Source organism: Limnohabitans sp. DCL3, from assembly GCF_048019295.1.
Classification (GTDB): domain Bacteria; phylum Pseudomonadota; class Gammaproteobacteria; order Burkholderiales; family Burkholderiaceae_C; genus Limnohabitans_A.
Genome location: NZ_CP171842.1, coordinates 2,923,951 through 2,940,216 on the forward strand (window position 1 = coordinate 2,923,951; position 16,266 = coordinate 2,940,216).

Genomic DNA, 16,266 nt, shown 5'->3' on the forward strand with positions numbered 1-16,266 from the left:
ATCATAAAGCCATGGCTTCAAGGCAAACTAGGGGCTCTGAACGACTGCCAAAACGCTCACCATGCCCAACCTGCTGCGCATCCACCATGCGGCCATCATCTGCTCGGATTACGAACACTCCAAACGCTTTTACACGCATGTGTTGGGCCTGAAAATTTTGGCTGAAAACTTCCGTGCAGCGCGTGACTCCTGGAAACTGGATCTGGCCTTGCCAGATGGCGGTCAAATCGAGTTGTTTTCTTTCAAGGGCGCACCACCGCGCGCAAGCTATCCCGAAGCGCAAGGTTTGCGCCACCTGGCATTTGCCGTAACCAGCGTCAGCGAATGGGCGCTGCACCTGCAGGGACAAGGCGTTTCGGTCGAAGACATTCGCACCGATGAATACACGGGACAACGATTCGTGTTTTTTGCCGACCCGGATGGCTTGCCGCTGGAGTTGTATGAAGTGCCCACTCAGAGCACGTCGCCGTCCACATAAAACCAGCGTCCGTCTTCGCGCACAAAGCGGCTGCGTTCGTGCTGGCGCACCGCTTTGCCGCCCACCCGAAATCGCGCCACAAATTCGACCTCGGCGGTGTCAGCCCCGGTGACGCGCTGGTGTTTGATCTCCAAGCCCAACCATTGGCCACCGGACTCCAGCGTCAGCTCGGCAGGACGCTGGCTGCTGTGCCAAGTCGCCAACAAATAAGGCACGTCGCCCAGCACAAAGGCGCTGTAGCGCGAGCGCATGAGGCGCTCAGCATCGGGGGCCGCCTGGCCTGCGTGCAGCGGACCGCAGCAATCGTCCAAGGCCAGCACTTGGACTTTGGGACCGGTGCGACCGCAAGGGCATGGCGCCCTCATCAAGCGCCTTGGCGGGCCGCACTTTCGGCCTTGTGTTGTGCCATGGTCACGATGGGTGCCGCTGCTTTTTTCCAGGCCGCAAAACCGCCGTCGATGTGGGCCACATTGGTCATGCCCATGTCTTGCAGTGTTTTGGTGGCCAGGGCGCTGCGCCAGCCTGCACCGCAAAACAGGATGAACTGTTTGCTCTCGTCCGCAAACACGGGCTTGAAGTAGGGCGAGGCCGGGTCCACCCAGAATTCGAGCATGCCCCGGGGCGCGAGCAAAGCGCCGGGCAAGGTGCCTTCGCGCTCGAGCTCACGCGGATCGCGGATATCAACGATCTGCACGTTAGGGTCGCTCATGCGGGTGCGCACCGCTGCCACGCTGTGCGTCGTGACCTGGGCCATGGCCTCGTCGACGAGGACTTGAAAACCTTTGGTGATGGGCATGTGTGTCTCCTTGTTTTGACGTGAAAAAAGCCGGTTTTATTTGCGCCAGAAGTGCGAGCTGAACAAGACCAGCACCGACAGCAACTCCAGTCGGCCCAGCAGCATGGCAAAACTCAAAACACCCAGCTGAAAGGGGTTCAGACCGCCGTAATTGCCAGAGGGTCCGACTTGGCCCAAACCCGGGCCGATGTTGTTGACGGTGGCGATGACGGCCGAAAACGCGGTCACGATGTCCATGCCGCTGAGCAAGAGCAGCATGCTCAGGCCCATGGTGGCCCCACCATAAATCAGCATGAAGCCCAGCACCGCCGTCATGACCGACATGGGAATCACAGCGCCGCCCAGCGTGACGGGGTTGATGACGCGGGGATGGATGATGCGCACCAGCTCGCGCCGGGCTTGCTTGACCAGCAACACCATGCGCACCATCTTGATGCCGCCGCCTGTGGAGCCTGCACACGACGCAAAGCAGCCCAGAAACATCAACAAGATGGGCGCAAACACCGGCCACTGCGCGTAATCGGTGGCGGCATAACCGGTGGTGGTGGCCAACGACACCACATGGAAAGCACTCATGCGCAAAGCCTCCAGGCCGTTGTCATACACGCCATGGACCAACAGCAGCGCCATCACCAACAGGGTGGCGGCCATCAAAACACCCAGATAAGTGCGAATCTCGCGATCGTGGCTGATGGGCCGGATGGAGCGGCTGCGCAGCACCACAAAGTAGCGCACAAAGCTGATGCCCGCCAGGGTCATGAACACGATGGCGACCCACTCGATCATGGGCGAGTTGAAGTGCCCAAGGCTGGCGTCGTACGACGAAAAACCACCCAGCCCCATGGTGGTGCACATGTGCATGAAGGCATCGGCCCAGCTCATCCCGGCCCAGCGGTACGCCAGCAGGCACACGCCCGAAAACAAAAAGTACACACCCCACAAGCCCCGCGCTGTCTCGGCAATGCGGGGGGTGAACTTGGTGTCTTTCATCGGCCCCGGCGTTTCGGTTTTGTAGAGCTGCATGCCGCCCAAGCCCAACATGGGCAACACCGCCACCACCAACAGCATGATGCCCAGACCACCGATGAGCTGCAAAAAGCAACGCCAGATGTTGACCGAAACCGGCAAGTGGTCGAGTCCAGACAAGGCGGTGGCTCCGGTCGCTGTCAAGGCGCTCATGGCTTCAAAGTAGGCCTTGAACCAAGTGATCTCGGGCACCAGAAACATGAGGGGCAAAGCCGAGTAAGCCGGCAAGACCAGCCACACCATGTTGACCAACAAGAAACCGTCTTTGGTCTTTAATTCACGCCGGTGCTGCCGGGTGAGCGCCGCCAGTACCAAACCGCTGACAGCCGTCAGGCCAAAACCGGCCAACCAGATCCACTGTAAATCGCGGTGGTCTTCGAACCAGGCCCAGATGCCCGGCACCCAAAACGTGACCGAAAACGCGATCAGGATACGTGCCATCAAAGACAACACGGGAGCGAAGAACGTGAACATCAACCCAAGAAGGTCGCGCTGACCTGGAAAAGTTTTTCCACCGCACGCACATCACGCTTGTTGGGAATGAACAAGATGATGTGGTCATTGGCTTCGATCAGGGTGTCGTGGTGCGGCATGAGCACTTCGGATTTTTTACCTTCCCCGCGCACAATGGCCCCCATGCTCACGCCTTGGGGCAGTTGGATATCTTCGACACGCCGCCCCACCAACTTGGAGGTCTTGATGTCGCCGCGCGCAATGCCCTCCAGGGCCTCTGCCGCTCCTCGGCGCAGGCTGTGCACTGCGGCCACATCGCCCCGGCGCAGGTGTGCCAGCAATTCGCCAATCACGGTTTGTGCGGGCGAGATCGCAATGTCGATTGTGCTGCCTTGCAGCATGTCGGCATACGCGCGCCGATTGATCAGGGCCATGACGCGACGAGCGCCCATGCGCTTGGCCAGCATGGCCGACATGATGTTGTCCTCGTCGTCGCTGGTCAGCGACAAAAACAAGTCCATATTGCCCACGTTCTCTTCGTGCAGCAAATCTTCGTCTGCGCCGTCGCCGTTGAGAATGAGCATGCTCGACGGCAACTGGCTGGCCAGATATTCGCAGCGCTTTTTGTCACGCTCGATCAATTTCACCTCGTACTGGTCAGCCAGTATGCGCGCCAGGCGCAGACCCACTTTGCCGCCACCGGCCAGCATCAGGCGCTGCACAGGTTGGTCGGTTTTGTGGATGCCGGCCAGCACCAGACGGATCTTGCGGGTGTCGGCCAGCACAAAAACTTCGTCACCAGGCAGAATGCGGGTCTCGGGCAAGGCGTCCACCAAGGTGTCTTGCCGGTACAAAGCCACCACGCGCATTTCGGCATGTGGCAAACGCTCACGGAACTGGGCAATGGAGTGATTGACCAACAGGCTATCGGCTGCGGCGCGCACCACGATCAGGGAGACGCGACCCTCAGCAAACTCGAGCACCTGCAGTGCCTCAGGGTACTGGATGAGCTGTTCGATGTAGCGCATCACCGACTCTTCGGGGCAGATCACATGGTCCACCGCAAAACCAGATTTACCCAATAACTCGTCGCCCTCGTTGAACTCGGGCGAACGCAGTCGGGCGATGGTGGTGGGCACGTTGAACACATCGTGGGCGATCTTGCAGACCACCAAATTCGACTCGTCAATCGGCGCACAGGCAATCAGCATGTCCGCGTCCTGCGCTCGGGCTTCGCGCAGCACCGAAGGCTGGATGCCGTTGCCCACCACGCCACGCAAGTCCAAGCGCTCCTCGAGCAAACGCAGACGCACCGGGTCCTGGTCAATGACGGTGATGTCGTTTTGCTCGGAAACCAGGCTTTCAGCGACGCTTTCGCCCACACGGCCCGCGCCCAGGATGATGATGTTCATGAGGGCTGATGATACGGGAGCTGTCTCCGAGAGCCGCCCGCTCAAGACCTTAAAGCGCGCGTTGAATGATGATTTTTTGCACGTCGCTGGTGCCTTCGTAAATTTGGCACACGCGCACATCGCGGTAAATGCGCTCCACCGGAAAGTCGCTCACATAGCCGTAGCCGCCCAAGGTTTGAATGGCCGCGGAGCACACCTTTTCGGCCATTTCACTGGCAAACAGCTTGGCCATGGCGGCTTCTTTCAGGCAAGGGCGTCCCGCGTCGCGCAGGCTGGCCGCATGCCAAATCAGCTGGCGCGCCGCTTCGAGTTGCGTCGCGCATTCGGCCAAACGGAACCCCACAGCCTGATGGTTGAAGATAGCGGTGCCAAAGCTCTCGCGCTGCTTGGCGTAGTCGATGGCCACATCGAGCGCACTGCGGGCCATGCCCAGACTTTGCGCAGCGATGCCAATGCGTCCACCCTCCAAAGACGACAAGGCAATTTTGTAGCCCTCGCCCTCTTGGCCGATCAGGTTCTCGGCCGGGATGCGGCAGTTGTCAAAATTGATCTGCGCGGTGTCGCTGCTGTGCTGGCCGAGTTTGTCTTCGAGGCGCGCGACCGTGTAGCCGGGCGTGCGGGTGGGCACCATGAATGCGCTCAAGCCTTTCTTGCCTGCCCCCTTGTCGGTGACGGCGATCACGATGGCCACATCGCCATTTTGTCCACTCGTGATGAACTGTTTGACGCCGTTGATGACGTAGTCGCTGCCGTCTTTCACGGCGGTGGTCCGCAAGGCCGACGCGTCCGAGCCCACATGCGGCTCGGTCAGGCAAAACGCACCCAGCATTTGGCCCTGGGCCAGCGGCGTGAGCCACTGCGCTTTTTGCGCAGCGCTGCCATACATCATCAAGATGGCGTTGACCGGGCAGTTGGTCACGCTGATCACGGTGCTGGTGCCGCCGTCACCGGCCGCAATTTCTTCGAGCACCAGCGCCAGCGTGACATAGTCCAGACCCGCACCGCCCAGTTCTTCGGGCACACAAATGCCGTAAGCCCCCAACGCAGCCAAGCCTTTGTGCACGTCTTTCGGGAAGTGGTGCTTCTTGTCCCACTCCGCCGCATGGGGCCACAACTCTCGCTGGGCAAAGTCACGCACAGCGTCACGGATCATTTCCTGGTCGGGGGTCAGCAACATGTCTGTCTTTCTGGGGGGGGCTCAGCTCGGCAGCGGCTGGCCGTCGTGGATTAAAGATGCCATGGGGTGGTTTGGCTCGCGCAGTTGTCGGACAGCGCCCAAGGCCTTGCGCCAATGCGCGGGGCCTGGCGCGTCCATCACACCAACTCGAGCGCCACCGCTGTGCCCTCTCCGCCGCCAATGCACAGCGTGGCGAGACCTTTTTTGAGGCCACGGGCTTGCAGTGCGTGAATCAGGGTGACCATGATGCGAGCACCAGAGGCACCGATGGGGTGGCCCAGGGCGCAGGCACCGCCGTTCACGTTGACCTTGTCGTGCGACACGTTCAACTCCTTCATGAGCGCCATGGGCACCACGGCAAAAGCTTCATTGACTTCCCACAGGTCCACGTCTTCGACCTGCCAGCCTGCTTTGGCCAAAGCTTTTTGGGTGGCACCCACTGGGGCGGTGGCAAACCACTCGGGCTCTTGCGCATGGGTGGCATGGCTCACGATGCGGGCCAGGGGTTTGCAACCGAGCTTGGCCGCTGTGCTCTCGCGCATCAGCACCATGGCGGCCGCGCCGTCGTTGATGGACGAGCTGGCCGCAGCGGTGATGGTGCCGCCGTCTTTCTTGAACGCTGGTTTGAGTGTAGGGATCTTGTCAATCTTGATTTTGCCGGGGCCTTCATCGATGGCGACCACGACTTCGCCCGCGCGGGTCTTGACCGTCACGGGCGCGATTTCCTTCGCGAAACCGCCGTTTTGGATGGCGTTTTGTGCGCGTTGGACGCTGGCCATGGCAAAAGCATCTTGCTGCTCACGGGTGAAGTTGTATTTGGCGGCGCAGTCTTCGCCAAAAGTGCCCATGCTGCGGCCGGCTTCGTAAGCGTCTTCCAAGCCGTCGAGCATCATGTGGTCGAAAATTTTGTCATGGCCCATGCGGTAACCACCACGACCCTTGAGCATGAGGTAGGGCGCATTGGTCATGCTTTCCATGCCCCCAGCCACCAGCACATCGTGCGTGCCCGCCAACAGCATATCGTGCGCGAACATGGCCGCGCGCATGCCCGAGCCGCACATCTTAGACAGGGTGACCGCACCTGCGCTCTTGGGCAAGCCGCCCTTGAAGCCCGCTTGGCGCGCTGGCGCCTGACCCTGCCCAGCCATCAGGCAGTTGCCAAAGATCACCTCGGTGACCAGCTCTGGGCTGATGCCGGCACGCTCAACGGCAGCCTTGATGGCAACGCCGCCCAGATCGTGGGCGGCCAAGGACGAGAAGTCGCCCTGGAAGCTGCCCATGGGTGTGCGGGCAGCGCTGACGATGACGATGGGGTCTGACATGGTTTTCTCCAATGAAATGAACAGCGCCTGACACCCCTAGGGCTCAGGCAGCAGGAAGCACGCCACCACGTGGGTAGCGTTTGAATGCGTTGCGGAAGACGTCCACCACTTCATGAGCGCCACTCATGGTCACGCCCAGGTCCTTGACCAAGCCATCGTCCAGCCCATAAATCCAGCCGTGAACGGTGACTTTCTGCCCCCGGCTCCAAGCGTCTTGCATCACGTTGGACAAGGCCACGTTGCCCACCTGCTCGATCACATTCATTTCGCACATGACCGACTCCAGTTCAGTCTGCGGCAAATGGTTCAGGCGCTGGCGATGGCGCAAGCGCACGTCCTGCACATGGCGCAGCCAGTTATCGGCCAATCCGACACGGGTGCCGCGCGTGGCGGCCAAAACGCCGCCGCAGCCGTAGTGCCCCACCACCATGATGTGCTCCACCTTGAGCGCATCGACGGCGTACTGGATGACCGACAGGGCGTTCAGATCGGAATGCACCACCACGTTGGCCACATTGCGGTGCACAAACACCTCGCCGGGGTCCAAGCCGGTGATCTGGTTGGCGGGCACGCGGCTGTCGGAGCAACCAATCCACAAATACTTGGGGGTTTGTTGGTTGGCCAGACGAGAAAAATACGCCGGGTTCTCCTGAACCATGCGTTCAGCCCAGGCGCGGTTGTTGTCAAAAAGGTGCTTCAGTGATGTACTCATGCGTGGATTGTCGCAGTGCAGCCAGGGTGTTTGTTACCAGCGGATTTCAGCACGTCTCTGCGAACAACTCACGGCCGATCAGCATGCGGCGAATCTCGCTCGTGCCTGCACCGATTTCGTACAGCTTGGCGTCACGCCACAAACGGCCCAGCGGGTATTCGTTGATGTAACCGTTGCCACCAAAAATTTGCACGCCCTCGCCCGCCATCCAAGTGGCTTTTTCGGCGGTCCACAAAATGACGCTGGCGCAATCCTTGCGCACTTGGCGCACATGCTCGGCACCCAGCAAGTCCAAATTTTTGGCCACGGTATAAGCGAAGCTGCGACCGGCTTGCAGCACGGTGTACATGTCGGCCACTTTGCCCTGGATCAGCTGGAACTCTCCAATGCTTTGTCCAAATTGCTTGCGGTCGTGGATGTAAGGGATCACGTTGTCCATGACGGCCTGCATGATGCCCAGCGGACCGCCGGTGAGCACCGCACGCTCGTAATCCAGACCACTCATCAGCACCTTGGCACCGTTGTTGAGGCCGCCCAGGATGTTTTCGTCAGGCACTTCGACGTTGTTGAACACCAACTCGCCCGTGTGGCTGCCGCGCATCCCGAGCTTGTCGAGCTTTTGCGCAATCGAAAACCCTTTCATGCCCTTTTCGATCAAAAAGGCCGTCACGCCACGTGCGCCCAGCTCGGGCTCGCTCTTGGCGTAGACCACCAAGGTGTCGGCGTCAGGCCCGTTGGTGATCCACATCTTGGAGCCGTTGAGCAAGTGGTACCCGCCTTTGTCTTCGGCCTTGAGCTTCATGCTCAGCACGTCCGAGCCCGCGCCGGGTTCGGACATGGCCAAAGCGCCCACATGCTCACCACGGATGAGCTTGGGCAGGTATTTGGCACGCTGCTCGGGCGTGCCGTTGCGCTTGATCTGGTTGACGCACAGGTTGGAGTGCGCACCGTAGCTCAGGCCCACAGAGGCGCTGGCACGGGAGATTTCTTCCATGGCGATCATGTGGGCGAGATAGCCCATGTTCGCACCGCCATATTCCTCACCCACAGTGATGCCCAGCACGCCCAAATCGCCCATCTTGCGCCACAGGTCCATCGGGAACTGGTCGTTGCGGTCGATCTCGGCAGCGCGGGGTGCGATTTCGGCTTGGGCAAAGTCGCGCACCGCGTCACGCAGGGCGTCGATGTCTTCACCCAGTTGGAAGTTCAGGCCAGGCAAGTTGTTCATGGGGTTCTCCTCATCATGGAAAGGGTGGTAAGTCGCAGGCCAAAGCCGCACGTTCAATAGGTTTGCGGGACCGCTGTCAATGTTTGCTGCATCACAGCGCAGGGGGTTTTTTGGCCATCGCTGGCGATGTGCACAACCTCAGCCGAGCACACGATGACGCGCTTGCCGGCCTTGATCACCTGACCCAGGGCGCGGATTTCCCCCCCTTGCAAGCTGTTTAAAAAATTGATTTTGTATTCGATGGTGACGACTTCCATGCCTTCAGGCGCGACCGTCAGTGCGGCGTATCCACCGGCGATGTCGGCGAGCGCACCAATGGCACCACCATGGAATCCCCCTTGCTGCTGCGTGACCTTGTCGCCGTAGGGCAGCGACAACTCGACGCGGCCCTTGCTGGCCGATACCAATTGCACCCCCAAGTGGTTCATCATGCCCTGGCGCGCCAGACTGCTGGCCACCCGTTCATGCGCTGTCGGCGGTGAAACGGCAGAAGAACTGGCAAGGCTCACATCACATCCCTTGGTCAAAGAAAAACCAGACTTTAATTGACGTTTACGTCAACGTCAATCTAATCATCGGGGATTTACCGATGCGTATCAAGTTGCAGAGGTCAGCTTGCTGGCCTTGGTCAGCAAACTTCGGGTTTCTTTTTCATGGGTTTTGACTTCGTCCAGCGTGGCCTCCAAGTCGGCCAATTGCGACTCCAATTGCTGGCGGTGCTCAGCCAGCACCACCAAAAACTTTTTAAGTTGTGGCACGGTATCACGCGGGCTGTCGTACATGTCAATCAGGCCCTTGGCTTCGTTCAGCGACAAACCCAAGCGCTTGGCGCGCAAAGTCAGCTTCAATCGGGTGCGGTCCCGCGCCGAGTACACGCGGTTGCGCCCCCCTGGCCCCGAGCGCTCAGGTTCGAGCAAACCCATGTCTTCGTAAAAACGGATGGCACGGGTGGTCAGGTCAAATTCCTGGGCCAAATCGCTGATCGTGTACATATTCGCCATGGTTTGGGCTCCTCAACCGCTTACACAAGGGAGACAGTCGCGCCAACAGCCGCCCCCTAAAATTCGATGTCCGTTTGACGTTAACGTCAACGTCAATCTTCGAATGCTAACCCAATCCACACGCCGCATGACCACCTTGCCCAATGCCATGGCCACGCCCGCGGTGGAGCCCCCCCAGCACAGGCTGAGCTACCCTCTGGACGAGCATCTGCCCGCACCGGGCACTGCCACTGAAGTGGCACCGGGCATTTTTTGGTTGCGCATGGGTCTGCCCTTTGCACTGAACCACATCAACCTGTGGCTGCTGCGCGATCGCTTGCCTCACCCTTCACAAGCAGGTGTTGAGCAAGAAGGCTGGACGGTGGTGGACTGCGGCATCGACAACCCCGTTACCCGCGAAGCCTGGCAACAAGTGGAACACCAGGTTCTGCGGGGCTTACCGATTTTGCGCGTGCTGGCCACCCACATGCATCCGGACCACCTGGGCTTGGCCCATTGGTTGTGCGAGCGCTGGCAAGCGCCTTTGTGGATGAGCACCAGCGAGTACCAGTCGGCCCTTCTGGCGTGTAGCGGTGTGTCCAATTTTGGTGGTTCGGCCACGGTTGCGTTCTTTGAGTCGCATGGCTGGCGCAAGGCAGAAGAACTGGCCGTCATCCAATCCCGCATGGGCTACTACCCCAGCATGGTGCCGAAGATCCCAAGCACTTATGTCCGGCTGATGGCAGGCGCCCCACTGCGCATTGGCGATCGCGTTTGGACTTGCCTCAGCGGCTACGGCCACTCGCCCGAACACATGGCCCTGCACGATGCCACCCATCAACTGTTCATCGGTGGTGACATGCTGCTGCCATCCATCTCCACCAACATCAGCGTGTACGCCATGGAGCCCGATGGCAACCCATTGCAGTGGTTTCTCGACTCGCTTGAGCGCATGGCGAATCTGCCCGACGACACCTTGGTCTTGCCCTCTCACGGGCGGCCATTTCGCGGCGCTGCCCTGCGCATTGCGCAACTGAAATCACACCACGCAGACCGCCTGACCGAGTTGCTACAAGCTTGTACAGCCCAAGCTTGCAACGCCTACGAGCTCTTGCCCGTTCTGTTCAAACGCCCGCTGGATGTGCACCAAACGACCTTTGCTTTGGGCGAAGCTGTGGCGCACCTGAATTTGTTGCGGCTGAATGGTCAGCTGCAGCGCTCGCGGGATGCCGAGGGCGTTTACCGATTCATCGCCAGAGCCACAGGTTGAATCGATGGCTCAGTCTGCCTTCAAATCGACGGGCGCTTGGCGCAAAGCTTGGCGGCGTTGTGCGTAATCGGGCATGACCTCCCCCACGGTTTCCCAAAAGCGGGGGCTGTGGTTCATCTCGCGCAGGTGAGCCAGCTCATGCACCACCACGTAGTCGATCTGGCTGGTGGGCAGGTGGATCAGCCGCCAATTCAGTCGAATGTGCCCATCCTGGCGCGCACTGCCCCAACGGGTGCTGGCGCTTGACAGGCTCAACTTTTGCCAACGCACACCCAGCCGAGGTGCAAAGTGATGCAGCCGCTCCTCAAACAAGGCTTTGGCCTGTTGTTTGAGCCACACCTGTGCCGCGTCACGCACCTGGCTCACCGAGGCCCCGGGCGGCACGGTCACTGGCAAGATTTGATCCGTTGGCACATCTTGCCCATGCACACGACCCACGCCACGCTCGAGCACGCACAACCGAACCGTTCGCCCCAAAAAAGGCACTTCCGCCCCGTGCCGCCACTCAATGGCTTTTTGAAATTGCTCGGTTTGTCGGTCTTTGAGCTGCTGCAACTTGGCCACAATCCATGCGCCTTTTTCTTGGACTGCGGCATCCACCTCACGCAAGGTGACCCAATTGGGTGCGCGCACCACCAAGCCATCGGCCCCGACCATGAAGCCAATGCTTTTGCGGCGCGCGCGTTCAAAGCGAAAAGACACCCCGACGCCCTGAAGTTGGGCATGGCGATTGGCGGCCGGATGGGTAAAGCCAGGGACCAAGGGCTGCAAAGCCTGTTTGCCTTGACCGACATCCACGCTTGGCGCATGGGACTTGGCCTGTGAAGGCGACGGCTCAGACGACAACACCGCAAGCTTGGACGGGGTCACCGGGTCGCCACCCGTGAGGAAGTCCAGCACCAGCTGCAAAGGCGTGCGCATGGTTCGCCCCGCTCCAACTCACGGGCCGACGACGTCGGGATAGGCCTCGGGATCGAGTCGATGCATTTCCGATTCAATCCAAGTCTCTACCTCCCGCATGAGCTCTTCCGCATTGCGACCGTCACTGGCGATGGCGCGGCCAATGGAGATGTCCACCACCCCCGGTGTTTTGATGAATGCCTTGGTTGGCCAGCAGCGCGCGGAGGTCACAGCAATGGGGATCACAGGCACGCCCGCTGCAATGGCCAAACGCGCCCCTCCGCTTTTGTACTCGCCTTTTTGACCGCGCGGAATGCGTGTGCCCTCGGGAAACATGATGACCCAAACGCCCTCTTCCATGAGGCGACGGCCTTGCTGCACCACTTTGGCAAAAGCCCGTGAGCGCTGCTTGCGGTCGATGTGGATCATGTCGAGTCGCCCCATGGCCCAACCAAAAAATGGCACGCTGAGCAGCTCTTTTTTGAACACGTACGCCAAGGGGTGGGGCATGATCGCGGGCATGACAAATGTCTCCCAAGTCGACTGGTGTTTGACCAACAGTACAGCAGGGTCTTTGCTGCCTTGGGGCAAATTTTCCATGCCCTGAATTCGGTTTTCGATGCCCAAAATCCAAGTGCCGCTGTTCACTGCCACGCGCAACCAACCGGCGCAAATCCAGTACAGACGCGTGCTGCTCACAAAATAAGAAACCAAGATCACGAACAGGGCCCAAGGCACCACCGTGAGGGCCATCCACAAGACATGAAGCAGTGAGCGAAGAAAATTCATTCGGGCTGGGGTCTAAATGGTGTGGTTATCGCGATGGGAGATCGCCGCGCCCGGCATCACCCAGCAAATGCGCTGCAAAAGCAGCCAAGTCTGCGTGGACCAACGTGTTGGCAGGAAAATCTGGAGGCAAACAAGCGCTGTCCGCGACAGCGTGCCGCCCCGTCAATACCAGATGGGGCGCACAGCCTGCAGCCTGTGCGGCCTGCATGTCGCGCAAACTGTCGCCCACATAGGGCACGCCTTGGAGGCTGAGGCCATAGCGCTCTTCAATTTGGTGCAGCAACCCTGGCGCAGGTTTGCGGCAATTGCACCCCTCTTCCGCCGCGTGCGGGCAGTAAAAAATGGCGTCGATGCGCCCCCCCAATGTGGCCAAGGCCTTGAGCATGTGCGCATGCACGGCGTTCAATGCCGCCATGTCGAACAAGCCGCGGCCCAAACCCGATTGGTTGGTGGCCAGCACCACATGAAAGCCCGCGTGGTTGAGCCGACTGATCGCCTCCAGCGCACCCGGCAAAGGGTGCCATTCTTCCGGAGATTTGACAAACTCGTCACTGGCCCGGTTGATCGTGCCATCCCGATCCAAGATGACGAGTTTCAGGTGGGTGTTCATCGGGGGCGATGCAAGTGGCTGGGTAGGGGACAGATCAAGTTGCCAGACGCGACAAATCGGCCACGCGGTTCATGGCGATGTGCAGGCTCTTGAGCAGGCCCTGGCGGTTCAGGCGCAGATCCATTTCATCGGCATTCACCATCACGTCGTCAAAGAAGGCATCCACCGGCGCGCGCAGGGCAGCCAGTGTTTGCAAGCTGGCGGTGTAATCGCCTGCCTTGAATTGCGCCTCGGACTCGGGAACAAACTTTTGCATGACGGCGTACAAGCTTTTCTCAGCGTCCTCCTTGAGCAAGGCGGGATTCACGTGGGCATCCACCTCACCGGCCTTCTTCAAAATGTTGCCAATCCGCTTGTTGGCGGCTGCGAGTGCCGGACTCTCGGGCAATGCCGCAAAGGCACGCACGGCTTGCAGAAACTGGCTCACCTGACTCAGACGGGCAGGACGCAAAGCCATCACGGCTTCGACTTCTTGGGCACTGAAACCTTGATCACGCAGGCTACCGGCCAAGCGCTCGTTGATGAAGTCGATCAAAGCATCCGAACGCCCTGTGATCTTGTCGCCGAAGAACGGGGTGGACAAGGCCAACAATTCGGGCAAACCCAAAGCCACATCCTGTTCAATGAGCATGCGGATCACGCCCAAGGCGTGGCGACGCAGCGCAAAGGGGTCTTTGTCACCCGTGGGCACGTTGCCAATGCCGAACATACCGACCAGGGTCTCGAGCTTATCGGCCAACGCCACCACCAAGCCCACTTGGTTTCGGGGCAATGCGTCGCCCGCAAAGCGAGGCTTGTAATGGTCTTCAATCGCCTCGGCCACCTCATTAGAGAGGCCATCGTGGCGGGCGTAGTAACCGCCCATGATGCCTTGCAATTCGGGAAACTCGCCAACCATGTCGGTCAGTAAATCGGTCTTGGCCAGGCGTGCGGCCTGTTCCGATGACTGCGCCAACGCATCTCCGCCCAAGAGCTGGCCAATGGCTTTGGCCATGGCACAGACACGCGCCATGCGCTCGCCCTGCGTGCCCAGTTTGTTGTGGTAAACCACTTTGGACAGGCCATCGACACGGGACTCGAGTGATTTCTTGCGGTCCTGATCGAAAAAGAATTTGGCATCTGCCAGACGCGGGCGCACCACGCGCTCGTTGCCCCCGATCACCAAGGACGCGTCGTCAGGTGTGATGTTGCTCACCACCAAAAATCGGTTCGTCAGCTTGCCGGAGGCATTGATCAGCGGGAAATACTTCTGATTGGACTTCATCGTGAGGATCAGGCACTCCTGCGGCACGCCCAAGAACTCGGTCTCGAACTGACAGGTCAAGACATTGGGCCGCTCGACCAGCGCCGTCACCTCGTCCAGCAGGGCGTCGTCCTCGATGGGCCGGGCACCACCGCCGACTTGGGTCGCCGCCGCTTCCAGCTGGCGCACGATCTCTGCACGGCGCTCGGCGAAACTGGCGATCACCGAACCATCGTTCTTCAGCGTCTCAGCGTAGAGGTCGGCATGCGGCAACACCACGGGCGAAACTTTGGCCTCAAAACGGTGGCCCTGTGTGCAGTTGCCCGCCGTCAGGCCCAGCGCCTTGACCGGCACCACGGTGCTGCCGTGCAGGGCCATCAGGCTGTGCGCGGGGCGCACAAAGTTCACACTGCTCCAACCCGGCAATTCGCAATCCGTCTCGAGCTGGTACTGCATGACTTTGGGGATGGGCAGCTTGGCGAGCGCTTCTTCCAGCGCTTTTTGCAGACCGGCCAGCAACGATGCGCCAGGAACGACGCTGTCGTAAAACAGTGCTTCGGACTTGCCATCGGGGGCGCGTTTGAGCATGGCCACAGCAGCAACCGGGTCGCTCACGTCAACGCCCAGCGCTTGCAGTTTTTTCAGCAGCGCAGGTGTGGCATGGCCCGCCGCGTCCAAGCCCACAGCCACAGGCATCAGCTTTTGCTGAACAGCCTTGTCCGCAGCTTGGGCGGCCACCGCCGACACATGCGCCGCCAAGCGGCGGGGCGATGCAAAAGCAGTCACCACCGCATCGGCAGGGGCCAGGCCCTGAGCCTGGAGTTGTTCGGCGAGCACGCCCGAGAAAGCAGCACCGAGTTTGTTGAGCGCCTTGGGTGGCAACTCTTCCACAAACAGCTCAACGAGAAGATTTTGTGTGGTCATTGTGGTTGTTCCTCTCAGGCAGCTTTTTTGGGCATTTGGGCAACCCATTCACGCGGGGCCATCGGGAAGTCCAGACGTTCGCGGCTCTCGTAATAGCTTTGGGCCACACTGCGGGCCAGGTTGCGGATGCGGCCGATGTAGGCGGCGCGCTCGGTCACGCTGATGGCACCCCGCGCATCCAGCAGATTGAAAGTGTGCGCGGCCTTGAGCACCTGCTCGTACGCGGGCAAGGCCAGCTGCGCACCCATGAGGTGCTGTGCTTGCTTTTCGTGCGCCCCAAAAGCGGTGAACAAAAACTCGGCATCGCTGTGCTCGAAGTTATAGGTCGATTGCTCGATTTCGTTTTGCTTGTAGACATCGCCATAGGTCAAACCGTCGGTCCATTGCAGGTTGTAGACGTTGTCCACGCCCTGCAGGTACATGGCCAGACGCTCCAAACCATAGGTGATCTCGCCCGTGATCGGCTTGCAATCGATGCCGCCGACTTGTTGGAAGTAAGTGAACTGCGTCACTTCCATGCCATTGAGCCAGACCTCCCAACCCAAACCCCAGGCGCCCAGCGTGGGATTTTCCCAGTCGTCTTCCACGAAGCGGATGTCGTTTTTCTTCAGGTCAAAGCCCAATGCTTCAAGCGAGCCCAGGTACAGCTCTAAGATGTTGCTGGGTGCAGGCTTCAAAACCACTTGAAACTGGTAGTAGTGCTGCAGACGGTTGGGGTTTTCGCCGTAACGGCCATCTTTGGGGCGGCGGCTGGGTTGCACATAAGCCGCTTTCCACGGCTCAGGACCGATGGCCCTCAAAAATGTGGCCGTGTGGCTCGTGCCCGCGCCGACCTCCATGTCATAGGGTTGGAGCAGTGCACAGCCCTGGGCGTCCCAGTACTGCTGCAATTTCAAAATGATTTGCTGGAAAGTCAACATGGCCGAAGCGTTGCCAGCAGCGAGCT

General features: G+C 60.0%; 17 protein-coding genes. 2 read left to right on the forward strand and 15 right to left on the reverse strand.

The annotated features are described in order from the left end of the window. The first annotated feature begins 61 nt into the window (after positions 1-61). Positions 62-478, forward strand: a complete 417-nt coding sequence (locus ACHEXK_RS13170) for a VOC family protein (RefSeq protein WP_416546772.1) — start codon at positions 62-64, stop codon at positions 476-478. Here the strand turns inward: ACHEXK_RS13170 and ACHEXK_RS13175 are convergent. The 10 genes from ACHEXK_RS13175 to ACHEXK_RS13220 form a co-directional block, all read right to left on the reverse strand. Further along, entirely contained in the window at positions 454-843 is a 390-nt protein-coding gene (locus ACHEXK_RS13175) for a YchJ family protein (protein ID WP_416546773.1), read from the reverse strand. The genes ACHEXK_RS13170 and ACHEXK_RS13175 overlap by 25 nt on opposite strands. Further along, positions 843-1,274: a rhodanese-like domain-containing protein gene (locus ACHEXK_RS13180; RefSeq protein ID WP_416546774.1), complete on the reverse strand. Its 432-nt coding sequence runs from the start codon at positions 1,272-1,274 to the stop codon at positions 843-845. The genes ACHEXK_RS13175 and ACHEXK_RS13180 overlap by 1 nt, the downstream gene beginning before the upstream one ends. Positions 1,275-1,310: 36 nt before the next feature. Beyond that, positions 1,311-2,774, reverse strand: coding sequence for a TrkH family potassium uptake protein (locus ACHEXK_RS13185; protein ID WP_416546775.1), 1,464 nt, complete (start codon positions 2,772-2,774; stop codon positions 1,311-1,313). Beyond that, positions 2,774-4,165 carry a Trk system potassium transporter TrkA gene (gene trkA, locus ACHEXK_RS13190; protein ID WP_416546776.1) on the reverse strand — a complete coding sequence of 464 codons (1,392 nt, stop codon included), beginning with the start codon at positions 4,163-4,165 and terminating at the stop codon, positions 2,774-2,776. Before trkA ends, ACHEXK_RS13185 begins: the two co-directional genes overlap by 1 nt. A 49-nt stretch (positions 4,166-4,214) precedes the next feature. Continuing rightward, positions 4,215-5,342, reverse strand: coding sequence for an acyl-CoA dehydrogenase family protein (locus tag ACHEXK_RS13195; RefSeq protein ID WP_416546777.1), 1,128 nt, complete (start codon positions 5,340-5,342; stop codon positions 4,215-4,217). 137 nt (positions 5,343-5,479) lie between these two features. Beyond that, entirely contained in the window at positions 5,480-6,664 is a 1,185-nt protein-coding gene (locus ACHEXK_RS13200; RefSeq protein WP_416546778.1) for an acetyl-CoA C-acyltransferase, read from the reverse strand. A gap of 43 nt (positions 6,665-6,707) precedes the next feature. Then, on the reverse strand, positions 6,708-7,376 hold the full coding sequence (can, locus tag ACHEXK_RS13205) for a carbonate dehydratase (RefSeq protein WP_416546779.1): 669 nt from the start codon (positions 7,374-7,376) through the stop codon (positions 6,708-6,710). A 46-nt stretch (positions 7,377-7,422) separates the two neighbouring features. Continuing rightward, positions 7,423-8,604: an isovaleryl-CoA dehydrogenase gene (locus ACHEXK_RS13210; protein WP_416546780.1), complete on the reverse strand. Its 1,182-nt coding sequence runs from the start codon at positions 8,602-8,604 to the stop codon at positions 7,423-7,425. A gap of 53 nt (positions 8,605-8,657) precedes the next feature. Beyond that, a complete protein-coding gene (locus ACHEXK_RS13215) occupies positions 8,658-9,032 on the reverse strand; it encodes a PaaI family thioesterase (protein WP_416548951.1) in 375 nt (124 codons plus the stop codon). 168 nt (positions 9,033-9,200) lie between these two features. Beyond that, on the reverse strand, positions 9,201-9,605 hold the full coding sequence (locus tag ACHEXK_RS13220; RefSeq protein ID WP_416546781.1) for a MerR family transcriptional regulator: 405 nt from the start codon (positions 9,603-9,605) through the stop codon (positions 9,201-9,203). A 127-nt stretch (positions 9,606-9,732) separates the two neighbouring features. On the opposite strand from ACHEXK_RS13220, the gene ACHEXK_RS13225 reads away from it, so the two are divergent. After that, positions 9,733-10,854: an MBL fold metallo-hydrolase gene (locus ACHEXK_RS13225; RefSeq protein ID WP_416546782.1), complete on the forward strand. Its 1,122-nt coding sequence runs from the start codon at positions 9,733-9,735 to the stop codon at positions 10,852-10,854. A 9-nt stretch (positions 10,855-10,863) separates the two neighbouring features. On the opposite strand, the gene ACHEXK_RS13230 is transcribed toward ACHEXK_RS13225, so the two are convergent. The 5 genes from ACHEXK_RS13230 to glyQ are packed head-to-tail and all read right to left on the reverse strand — an operon-like array spanning position 10,864 to position 16,240. Further along, entirely contained in the window at positions 10,864-11,775 is a 912-nt protein-coding gene (locus ACHEXK_RS13230) for a M48 family metallopeptidase (protein ID WP_416546783.1), read from the reverse strand. Positions 11,776-11,793: 18 nt separating this feature from the next. Then, a complete protein-coding gene (locus tag ACHEXK_RS13235; protein WP_416546784.1) occupies positions 11,794-12,543 on the reverse strand; it encodes a lysophospholipid acyltransferase family protein in 750 nt (249 codons plus the stop codon). Positions 12,544-12,568: 25 nt separating this feature from the next. Continuing rightward, complete coding sequence (gene gmhB, locus ACHEXK_RS13240; protein ID WP_416546785.1) at positions 12,569-13,153, reverse strand: D-glycero-beta-D-manno-heptose 1,7-bisphosphate 7-phosphatase; 585 nt, start codon at positions 13,151-13,153, stop codon at positions 12,569-12,571. Between the two features lie 34 nt (positions 13,154-13,187). Beyond that, entirely contained in the window at positions 13,188-15,320 is a 2,133-nt protein-coding gene (glyS, locus tag ACHEXK_RS13245) for a glycine--tRNA ligase subunit beta (RefSeq protein WP_416546786.1), read from the reverse strand. A 14-nt stretch (positions 15,321-15,334) separates the two neighbouring features. Further along, a complete protein-coding gene (gene glyQ, locus ACHEXK_RS13250; RefSeq protein WP_416546787.1) occupies positions 15,335-16,240 on the reverse strand; it encodes a glycine--tRNA ligase subunit alpha in 906 nt (301 codons plus the stop codon). Positions 16,241-16,266 lie beyond the last annotated feature (26 nt).